Source organism: Gloeocapsopsis crepidinum LEGE 06123 (assembly GCF_015207655.1).
In the GTDB taxonomy this organism is placed as follows: Bacteria; Cyanobacteriota; Cyanobacteriia; order Cyanobacteriales; family Chroococcidiopsidaceae; genus Gloeocapsopsis; species Gloeocapsopsis crepidinum.
Genome location: NZ_JADEWN010000104.1, coordinates 1 through 10,014 on the forward strand (window position 1 = coordinate 1; position 10,014 = coordinate 10,014).

9 protein-coding genes, 1 tRNA gene and 1 pseudogene are annotated in these 10,014 nt (G+C 41.8%); 3 read left to right on the plus strand and 8 right to left on the minus strand.

Translation table 11 applies throughout. The annotated features are described in order from the left end of the window. Positions 1–929, minus strand: a 929-nt coding sequence (nadA, locus tag IQ230_RS25135; RefSeq protein WP_193934932.1) for a quinolinate synthase NadA, incomplete at its 3' end; no start/stop codon positions are given. Positions 930–1,094: 165 nt separating this feature from the next. On the opposite strand from nadA, the gene IQ230_RS25140 reads away from it, so the two are divergent. The 3 genes from IQ230_RS25140 (at position 1,095) to IQ230_RS25150 (ending at position 3,479) form a co-directional block, all read left to right on the plus strand. Continuing rightward, positions 1,095–2,018: a TIGR04168 family protein gene (locus tag IQ230_RS25140; RefSeq protein WP_193934933.1), complete on the plus strand. Its 924-nt coding sequence runs from the start codon at positions 1,095–1,097 to the stop codon at positions 2,016–2,018. A 47-nt stretch (positions 2,019–2,065) separates the two neighbouring features. Continuing rightward, positions 2,066–2,150: transfer RNA gene (locus IQ230_RS25145), tRNA-Ser, on the plus strand. A 165-nt stretch (positions 2,151–2,315) separates the two neighbouring features. Then, the gene (locus IQ230_RS25150) at positions 2,316–3,479 is read left to right on the plus strand and encodes an NAD(P)/FAD-dependent oxidoreductase (protein ID WP_193934934.1); all 1,164 of its coding nucleotides are present in this window, start codon (positions 2,316–2,318) and stop codon (positions 3,477–3,479) included. 205 nt (positions 3,480–3,684) lie between these two features. Here IQ230_RS25150 and IQ230_RS25155 read toward each other — a convergent pair whose 3' ends face one another. The 7 genes and pseudogenes from IQ230_RS25155 to IQ230_RS25180 form a co-directional block, all read right to left on the minus strand. Further along, positions 3,685–4,080, minus strand: coding sequence for a YybH family protein (locus tag IQ230_RS25155; RefSeq protein WP_193934935.1), 396 nt, complete (start codon positions 4,078–4,080; stop codon positions 3,685–3,687). An 83-nt stretch (positions 4,081–4,163) separates the two neighbouring features. Then, positions 4,164–4,505, minus strand: a complete 342-nt coding sequence (locus IQ230_RS25160) for a DOPA 4,5-dioxygenase family protein (protein ID WP_193934936.1) — start codon at positions 4,503–4,505, stop codon at positions 4,164–4,166. Between the two features lie 170 nt (positions 4,506–4,675). After that, a pseudogene (locus IQ230_RS25165) lies at positions 4,676–5,962 on the minus strand (protein-arginine deiminase family protein). 58 nt (positions 5,963–6,020) lie between these two features. Further along, positions 6,021–6,248 carry a hypothetical protein gene (locus IQ230_RS27570; protein WP_322742566.1) on the minus strand — a complete coding sequence of 76 codons (228 nt, stop codon included), beginning with the start codon at positions 6,246–6,248 and terminating at the stop codon, positions 6,021–6,023. A 584-nt stretch (positions 6,249–6,832) separates the two neighbouring features. Further along, positions 6,833–7,507 carry a response regulator transcription factor gene (locus IQ230_RS25170; RefSeq protein WP_193934937.1) on the minus strand — a complete coding sequence of 225 codons (675 nt, stop codon included), beginning with the start codon at positions 7,505–7,507 and terminating at the stop codon, positions 6,833–6,835. Continuing rightward, positions 7,413–8,849, minus strand: a complete 1,437-nt coding sequence (locus tag IQ230_RS25175) for a sensor histidine kinase (protein ID WP_322742567.1) — start codon at positions 8,847–8,849, stop codon at positions 7,413–7,415. Before IQ230_RS25175 ends, IQ230_RS25170 begins: the two co-directional genes overlap by 95 nt. A 192-nt stretch (positions 8,850–9,041) precedes the next feature. Further along, positions 9,042–9,632, minus strand: coding sequence for a cytochrome b (locus tag IQ230_RS25180; RefSeq protein ID WP_193934939.1), 591 nt, complete (start codon positions 9,630–9,632; stop codon positions 9,042–9,044). Between the last annotated feature and the right edge of the window lie 382 nt (positions 9,633–10,014).

The window sequence follows — 10,014 nt, forward strand, 5'->3', positions numbered from 1 at the left end:
ATCGGTTCTAAAGCAGCTAACTGAGTCTGTGGTGCTAGTTTAATTTCTGGAGTTTTGTTAGTCATCGCCCAGTACATTTTTTCGAGCGTATTTAACCGCATATAAGGACACTCGTTACAACCACATTTGTTGACTGGCGGCGCTGGGATAAACGTTTTACTTGGCTGCTGTTTTTGCATCTGGTGGATAATGCCTGGTTCTGTCGCCACAATGAAACACTGTGCACTACTTTGCTTTGAGTATTTCAGTAACGCAGTTGTTGAACCTATATATCTGGCATGACGTAGAATAGCGCTTTCGCACTCTGGATGTGCAATGACTTCAGCTTCAGGATACTCAACTTGTAACTGCACTATTTTACGTTCAGAAAATGTTTCATGTACGATACAACTACCTTGCCAAAGTAGCATATCTCTCCCTGTCTGCTCCACCACATATCGTCCTAAATTACGATCTGGGGCAAATATAATCGGTTGCTCTTTTGAGATTTGATTTACGATGTCAACTGCATTAGAACTAGTGCAAATAATGTCACTCATTGCCTTAATCTCGGCAGTACAGTTGATGTAAGAAATTACTAAATGATCTGGATGTGCCGCTTTAAAAGCTGCAAACGCTTCAGGCGGACAACTATCAGCTAAAGAACATCCTGCAGCCAAATCAGGTAAAAGTACAAGCTTATCTGGGTTAAGAATTTTAGCCGTTTCTGCCATAAAATGGACACCGGCAAAGACGATGACATCAGCATCTGTGCTGGCTGCTTGACGAGAAAGCCCTAGTGAGTCGCCAATATAGTCAGCGACATCCTGAATCTCTGGCTCTTGATAATAATGTGCCAGAATGACAGCATTCATCTTATCCTTTAATTCCTGAATTGCTGCAAATAAGTCAACTGGTGGTTTCGTCGAGGCAGGTGCAATTGTAAACACAGTTAAGGATTGCCTAAGTTAACAAGTCATCTTCTTAATTATAGTAAAACTCACCAAAATTGTGGTTTACTACGAAGATTTTTGAATAGTTGCTATCGGCAAAGACCATGTCAAATATAGGAAAGCTTCTCTATCCTGGAAAAGGACAGGCAAGGAATTAATAGCATGACCAGTCAGAAGACACACCAGCACCTACTAAAAATTGCTGTAGTTGGAGATATTCACGATCAATGGGAAGTAGAAGACGGCATTGCCCTACGTCATTTGGGTATAGATTTAGTATTATTTGTTGGCGATTTTGGTAACGAGTCAGTAGAAGTTGTTCGAGAGATTGCCTCATTGGATATTCCTAAAGCAGCAGTTTTTGGCAATCACGATGCTTGGTATACCGCCACAGATTGGGGACGCAAGAAGTGTCCATACAACCGAGAACGAGAAGACTGGGTACAGCAACAGATTGACTTACTAGGGGAAAGCCATGTTGGCTATCAAAAACGTGACTTTCCAGAGTTTAATCTCAGTGTCATTGGTAGTCGCCCTTTTAGCTGGGGCGGGACAACCTGGAAAAATGCAAGTTTTTATAAAGAACGTTTTGGTGTCACAAGTTTTGCCGAGTCTACTGCATTGATAGTAGCAGCGACCGAAAGCGCACAACATGACAACATTATCTTTCTTGGACATAACGGTCCATTTGGACTCGGCAATCGCGCCGAAGATCCGTGTGGTAAAGACTGGCAACCCTTGGGTGGTGACTTTGGCGATCCTGACTTTACAGAAGCGATCGCTCAAACCCGTGCAACAGGAAAAAATATTCCTCTAGTGGCTTTTGGTCATATGCACCACAAACTCCGCCACACTAAACAAATGCGGAAAGCGATCGCTATTACACAAGGAACAGTCTATTTAAATGCAGCTAGTGTGCCTCGCATAGTGCAAATAGGATGCGATCGCCAACGGAACTTTTCGCTTGTTTACTTACAAGGTTCTACTGTCATTCAAGTTTCCTTAGTGTGGATAAACCAAAATTACACAATAGCGTCTGAACAAATTCTTTACCAAAAAAGTAGCTCTTTAATGCAGCCCGTATAGCTGATAGAATGTATTATGGCTAATAGCAAATAGCTTAAAGTCAAATTGGAGAGGTGGCAGAGTGGTCGATTGCGTCCGACTTGAAATCGGATGAAGTGAAAGCTTCCGGGAGTTCGAATCTCCCCCTCTCCGTTATTTAGCAATGCTATTAATGTAAATCTATTGCTGACAGACCTTACCAAGGCATAAACTTGCTCGTGATATTCTGGGATAGGTAATAAGTAGGGTATGATTCAGTATCAACATAGACTTTAATCCATTCCACTCAGGTCAGTTAGTTAACAAAGAACACTCCTGATGAAAACTTATGACTGGATTGTGATCGGCGGTGGAATTACAGGTGCAGCTTTAAGCTATGAGTTAGTCAGACAAGGCTTTGCTGTACTACTTCTCGAAAAAGAGGCAATATCGCACAATGCTACTTATTACAGCTATGGTGGTTTGGCGTATTGGTCAGGAACAACAAATTTAACTAAACAACTTTGTGAGGAGGGCATTAGCCGTCACCGCTTGCTATCTCAAGAGTTAAGTGCGGATACTGAGTTTCGAGAATTAGATTTACTCCTGACGATTGATAGCAATGACAATCCAGAAACTGTAGCTGCATCTTATGCACAGTTTGCAATTCCACCACGATTACTCAGTGTCGATGAAGCGTGCGAATTAGAACCATTATTGAATAGAAACGCGATCGCTGGGGCACTTACTGTAAAACACGGGCACATCCACGCAGAAAAACTTGCCGAAGCGTACATCCAAGCATTCTTACGTGCTGGTGGTACGATGTACGTGGCGCAAGTGTGGGAGTTGCTGCGAGAAGGTCAACGCGTCATTGGTGTGAAAACAAAAACAAATACTTACTATGCAGCTAATACTGTTGTGTGCGCAGGTGGCTTTAGTCGTGCATTACTTAAATCAGCCGGAATTTCAGTTCGCTTATATTTTACCCATGCAGAAATCATCGCAACTCCACCTGTAGATGTCGAGTTACGCACCCTCGTAATGCCAGCTGTACTGAGAAGATTTCAATTAGAAGCTAAGTCCACAAAAGATGATAGCGTGTGGGATGTATCAGGAAACGAGCCATTACCACTAATTTTAGATCCAGGAGCAATTCAATTTCGCGATCGCCGATTATATATAGGTCAAATTAGTCGTGTACTTACAGAACCGTTTGCACCTATTGACGTGGTCAGTAGTGAAGCTGCACTCAGAAACCATGTTGGAATGATATTACCGAAACTTAAGAACCTACCAGGAACATGGCATCATTGCCTTGTTGCCTTTAGTAGCGATCGCTTACCTTTGATAGGCGCTATTCCCAACTTTGAAGGTATCCACATCTTCTCTGGCTTTAGCAATCCCTTAGTCATCATTCCACCTTTAGCACAACGATTTGCGCATTCAGTAGCAGGTCAACACGACGAAATTATTCTCCAGTTAACCCCACAACGCAAATAGGCAATTATAGAATTGCATCAAGACAATTGTAAAAAGTGTAGAAACCTGTAACGCTCTCAGGAAAGGCTGAATGTTTCATTATCGATCAAGCGAGGCTTTTTGCGTGATGGTCTGGGTTTTTCCTCCAAAGCCGCGATCAATATTAGTAGGAGAATAATCAAGATTCTCTGTGGATTAAAGCCTCAAAATAGTGAACTCTAGCTAACTAGCGCACAATTGGACTACCATGATGGTGAATTAAGTACCATTTTTGTGCCATTCTTTGAAAGATATTAGTGGCTATCGATGGTGCTTTCACCTTTCTACCTCTGCTCGATTGCAACACAATTTCTTGAACGACTACGTAGGCAATAGCTTGGTCAATTTCTACCTTGATAATTTCTATATCTATCTCTAATAACTCGGTATTACGAAAGATAGATTCCCAGGAGGCTTGAATCGTTTCCCATCCAATCAGAACCTTTCCACCTGGATGGATACACAAACTGGTTGAGCCTTGCCACCAAAGAAGGCTCATGCTGCCAATATCCCTATGAGAAAATGCACGGTAAAAGGCTTCATTGACCGCTAGAATAGCTGCTTTATCTGCTGAATCAGTCATAAAATAATTTTACAACCGAGTGCGTTCTTCAGGAGCACATAAAAAGCGATCGCTGTTTCTTCTAATTAACCTTGGTATGCTAGCTAAAGCACATCAAGTTTTAAAGCCTGTGGTTCTCCCATCCACAAGGCATAATCGGTATGGTCTTTTAAATCGTTTCCCGTTAAAGGATGAATCAAAATTGTTAGACCCTTTCTATTAAGAGCCAGCCAAGATAGTAGATCTGCATAGTTGGTACGGTCAAAGGCAAGCTGACAACTCCAACTTGGATGTGGTCCAACGTTTTTATGGTGCATTCGACCAACAGTTACTTGAAATAGTGTACCTGCTTTTTCACACAAAGCTTTTGCTTGCTCGACGGTTACTTCGTCGAAGTAGACGTGGGCATGATACCCTTTAATCAAACTTATATCTTGAAATTCCATTGTCTATCTTAATATATAATTATTCTCACAAATTGGCTGGTTTATATCCAGCAATGATAGTATTCATCGTGCTAATCTCATTGGTTACTGGTGGGACAAAGTGACAAGCGATAAGAGACTTGACTCAGAAAGGACTTTTATGAATTTCCGAAGAATATTGGCTCAATCTCTCACCATTTTTGAGCAAAAGGTTGTCGGCTAGTATTAGTACCACAATGAATCTCCCCTCCTCCTCGAAAATAAGGGTTCCCATCATCAATAAAGTGGCAAACTAAACCTAAGGGTTCTAACACTTCTCTAACATAAACTTCAAATTGACATTGAGCATTAACCTGAGGTCCAAAGGGCTTGGGAATAGCAAGATGCTGCTTAAGAACGATCATATTAACCATGTTGGGAAAGAAAGTTTCTGCTCGTCCATCGCCATCATCTTGAAACAAAGCAGGTATATCGATAATATCTTCTTCATTTAAATCTAATTCCTGTTTCAAAACCTCTCGATTCCAGTTAATATGTTCTTGATAGCATTGGTTACTATGGGCTAATTCTTGATTGTCGAGAACATCTGTCACACTAATATCAGTAGGTTTTTTATAGAGTTGCTTACCTTGCCGCAATCAGACCTGAGAATGTCCTTCATCTCGTAAGCAATAGAGAAGATCATAACATTTTTTAGTGCTAGCTAAAAGTAGTTTAAATCCTTTGGAATTAGGAGCAGGAACAAAAGTCATAAATTCGTCTATATGCCCTACACTTAGCCAATCAGAAAAGATCTCAAAGGGAGCTTGAATTTTCTGGGCAATGAAGAAGTCGCGCAAAACTTTTAATTTTCGACGCGGTTTTTGTATAATTTCTGGGCGCGTTCCACCAAATATCAAACGACCAAAAGGATAATTAATACCCTTGACGGTTACTGGAGGAGAAACTTCTAAATTTCCAAAAGAGTCTAATTTTGTCGCTGGATGGCGGCTTTTGCGTATGTAATTCGCAAAATCACTTCCTAGTAATTTACGTTTGGCAAAGCGATCTAATCCGCGATCGCGGGGCGAATCAAGAACTACGTGAATAAATTTCCCTGGTGCTTGAGTATAATCAATTTCAATTTCATCTCGCATCCAAGGATCGTTTTTATGAAACTCAAAAGGAACAGGATCTAGTTGCGCGTTGGCTTTACCAACGACTTTTCTGAGTTCCTCGATAAATTCTTTGTTAAGTCCCTTAGATAAGCGAGAAACAAAAACAGTTATTGGCGATAAGGTATTAGGAATCATCATCCAAGGAGCAACTCGAAAGACCACGCGATCGCTGTAAATTGTTTCTTTATCTTTTGTAAGATTTAAAGTAATCTCAACGATGCCATCGAAATCAAAGTCGGGATAACTTAATGCCTTGATAGCTAGCAGAATATCTGTGTCAGTATCTTTAATTTTTGCTGTTGTTCTCTTTGAGCCAATCATCTCACAGCCATTCTTATCTAGTTTGTCATAAATACAAATTCATTTAGCAGTATCTTGGCTAACTGACAGGTAAATCTTTTAAACCAACTCTGCGAACGATGATAAAGCTCGAATCTTTCAGATCCAGTAGTCCTTTAATATTATTTTCATTATATTGATCGCCAGAATGAACAATATCTCGATCGATATTAACTATTAAGATTGCACCATGACCATTAAGTCCCCATTGCCAATCTTCTTTATAAGGATTATTTTTCTCAACAATCCCATCTCGATTTGCATCCACATCTAAACAAATCCGAAGACAGGTTAGATTAAGTTGAATTTGTCTCAGTTGGCGACCGACATCATCTTGGAAGGTTATCTGTAACAGCGGTCTTTTAGCTGATCGCTAAAGGTTCTTGCTAGCAGGGTAATCTTTGGAATTTGCTGGAGAGGGATTGATGTTTGTGTATCAATGAGTTGATTTGTGCTAGAGTAAACTTCAATTTCTCCCCGTGTCTGGAAACTAACTATTGCATCCTCAGAAGGCACAAGGTTTTGTAAGGAAATGTGCAGTGGTTGACCGACAACTAATATAGCTTCATAGTCTATGCTTTTTTTTTAGAATGTGAACGACGCTCATCGAATGTTTCAATTTGTAATAAGTTTTTCATAACTTGTGATAAAAATATTGTAATTGTTCTAGTTTCTCATAACTGATTTTGGAGACATAAGCTCTTTGATAAATAGGATTCTCAGCTTTATTAAATATTTTTGGGTACTGCTCAAAAGCTGAGTATTTGTAAACTCATTTCGATGAGAGGAATTATTTTTCTAGGTAGTATCTAATTTCAATTTTCCCAATTTAATTTGACAATGCTGGTGCCTCTATATTAATCCTCGAAAGCGATAGCCCATACCTCTAACAGTTTCGATTTGGTTTTCGCCGAGTTTCTTTCGCAGATGCCCAACGTACACATTCACGATATTAGTACCAGGGTCATAGTCGTATCCCCAGATGCGATCGAGAATTTGTTCTCTGGTTAATACCTGCATCGGATGGCGAAGAAAGTATTCAGCCAGCAAAAACTCACGGGCAGAAAGTTCAATAAGCCGAGCGCCTACCCAAACTTGACGAGTTAGTAAGTCTAGCGTGATGCTTCCAACTTGCAATGTGGTTTCCTGCTGGCTTCGAGGAAGTTGGTGATTTCGCAACTGCACGCGAATTCGAGCGAGCAATTCTTCAAAGCTAAACGGTTTAGTGATGTAATCATCTGCGCCTCCTTCGAGTCCAGCAACCGTGTTTTCTACCCCTTCTCGTGCAGTAAGGACAACGATAGGAAAAGTTTGTCCTTGACCTCGTAAAACTTTCAATACGGTAAGTCCGTCTTGATCGGGTAGCCCTAAATCTAAAATGACCAGATCGATCTGACCTCCTTGAACCATCTGCAAGGCTGCTTGTCCAGTATCAACGGCGATGGTCGTGAAGCCGTGTGCCTGAAACCCAGACTTCAGGAAATCGGTGATGCGAGGATTGTCTTCGATGATGAGAATCCGATTCATTGATCGCACTATCCTGAGTTGAAAGCGGAATCACAATAGTAAAAGTAGAACCCTGTCTAGGTTGGCTAAATAATTCAACCCTACCGCCATGCGCCTGAGCGATCGCCTGCACAATCGAGAGTCCCAAGCCATACCCTTCAAATTGACAATCGCAGGTTGTTGCGCGGGCAAACCGCTCAAAAATCCGCTGTTGGTCTTCCGGCAAAATACCCTCTCCAGTATCGCTCACCCAAAGGCGAGCTTGATTTTCGCGTACAGACGAGCCGATGGCAATAGTATCTCCTTCCTGAGTATGACGGATGGCATTCTGCACCAGGTTCATCATCGCTTGCGTTAACCGTTGGCGATCTAAACGGATTGGCGTTAATCCCTTAGATTCTAGTTTCCAGTTGCGATTGGCAAGGGAACGAACTTTGAGATACAGTTCTTCGGTTAACCAGTCCAATTCTTCTGGCTTCAGAATCAGAAAATCTGAGTGTTCTGCTTTTGCCAGCAACAGCAAATCATTGACCAGCCGACTCATACGAGCGAGTTCATCAATGGCTAACAGAATGGTTTGCTCCTGATGTTGCGGGCGGTATTTGAGCGTTTCCAGATAGCCCCAAATCACGGTGATAGGCGTTCGCAGTTCATGCCCTGCATCTTTGAGGAATTCTCGCTGGCTCGCAAAAGCAAACTGTAGCCGATCCAACATTTGATTGAATGTTATTGTCAGTTTAGCAATCTCATCTGTCCCTTCTACAGGAATTCGTTGACTCATATCTGATTCTGTAATCGATTGAGCCGTTTCGGTTAAAGTCTGTAATGGAGACAAAACCCGTCCGGCAGTTGCCCAGGCGATCGCTGCTGCTACGCCCAACACCCCCAATGTTGCCGGAACGATCAGTAGTATTGCTCCATCGACTAGTTGATAAATGCTATCAGCGCAATGAACGATCGCTAACACGCCCTGAGTTCGTCCGTCAAACTTCACCGGTTCTGCCATGTAATAGAGTTTGCCAACCGACGTGCTTACTACGCCTTGTTGAAATTGAGTCAATTGCCCCCACTGCTGGATTAACTCTGCATCTTGTGTCAGTAACGTTTGAGGAAACAAGTTGGTGTATTGGTAAACGCGGCCTTGCACTAGGGCGATCGCATAGTCGTCACTGTCTAGGGGCTTATACTTGGAAAGGAAAGCATCAAAGAGATTTGTAATTTCTTCTCTATTAGCTCGACTTGAGTTAGAAGTCTGTTCGCTCGCTAGTTGTCGAAACTCTTCAACCTGACGCAGAACGTAGGCTTTAGATTGAGCGTGAATTCGCTCATAGAAGATGTAACGAGTTGCTAAAATAGATGTCACACTAGAAAAAATGGTAAGCAAGAGATACCAAATTAGAATACGGGGTCTGGCTTTGTTGAACCACCCGTGCCAATTGAATTTGGTAGAGTGTGTCATTGCAGCTCTCTAATTAAGTAATTTAGAGTCAGTCGATGTAGCAGAAGCAGGTGGTGGCAAAGAAGGACTCACGGGTGAGTTTATCATCATTGGTTTTTAGCGGACAATTGCCTTTCTAATTGCACCAGATGTACGTCGCCAGAGCGATCGCACATATTTTCGTTGATCAATTGCGTGCAATATAATAAATCCCAAGAAAGTATAGGCAATCCAAAAATGTAAATCTCTTGCCAACTCTACAACTGCTGCATTTTCAGGAAAAAGATCTGGCAACGTCGCAACCCAGAAAAAAGGGACATTCCCACTCTGGTAGGAATTTGATAGAAAAAATCCGCTCAGGGGTACGGCTAGCATCAATAGATAAATTGCAGCATGAAGTAGAAATGTGCGCATCCATTCACTTGTAAACTTGGGAAGGCGGCGTGTATACTTACGCCACCAAACCTGCTGCAAAATGAAAATACGCCAGATGAGCAATACCATTGTTAGTGCCCCAATGGACTTATGCAATGTATAAGCGTTGTCTTGTAATACGGTATTTTCTGGCATTTGTACCATCCAAACTCCCCCAACAAACAGCAGCAAATAACAAGCTGTCATTACCCAATGCATTGACCACAATTGCTTAAACGCAGAGTTTACTCTAGGTTTAGCTGGTTTCTTAGCTGGAGTTAATTGAGAACTCATTAGCATCTCCTGGACATCAGCAGGCTCTCTTTTACACCATCTAATCTCGCTAAGTTCTATAAATCTGCGATAAAGCGTTGATAAAAACTTTTTTATCATCCTCTGCAACGCAAGACACGGATCTCGGCTCAATCCCAAATTGAAATGTCTGCATTACTTTTAGTCAGTCGCTAGACTTAAACGCCGTTGTAGGACAAACAAGAGCCAACTAAGAATAGCGATCGCCGCCAAAATTCTTGCAACAGTACTGATACTAAACCGCGTTCTAAAGAACAATTCTCAGATGAGGGAAGTAGGTCATGGAAGACAGCTTTGCAGGAGCTAGCATTAACTCCTGCAAGCCTTGGCAAAGGACATCTGTAACAGCATCAAGTGAGTCGAA

Bases quoted from the DNA above. Each gene is read 5' to 3' on its own strand.
- IQ230_RS25160 (WP_193934936.1), bottom strand. From the start codon at position 4,505: ATGGAATTTCAAGATATAAGTTTGATTAAAGGGTATCATGCCCACGTC.
- IQ230_RS25150 (WP_193934934.1), top strand. From the start codon at position 2,316: ATGAAAACTTATGACTGGATTGTGATCGGCGGTGGAATTACAGGTGCA.
- IQ230_RS25180 (WP_193934939.1), bottom strand. From the start codon at position 9,632: ATGAGTTCTCAATTAACTCCAGCTAAGAAACCAGCTAAACCTAGAGTA.
- IQ230_RS25155 (WP_193934935.1), bottom strand. From the start codon at position 4,080: ATGACTGATTCAGCAGATAAAGCAGCTATTCTAGCGGTCAATGAAGCC.
- IQ230_RS25170 (WP_193934937.1), bottom strand. From the start codon at position 7,507: ATGAATCGGATTCTCATCATCGAAGACAATCCTCGCATCACCGATTTC.
- IQ230_RS25140 (WP_193934933.1), top strand. From the start codon at position 1,095: ATGACCAGTCAGAAGACACACCAGCACCTACTAAAAATTGCTGTAGTT.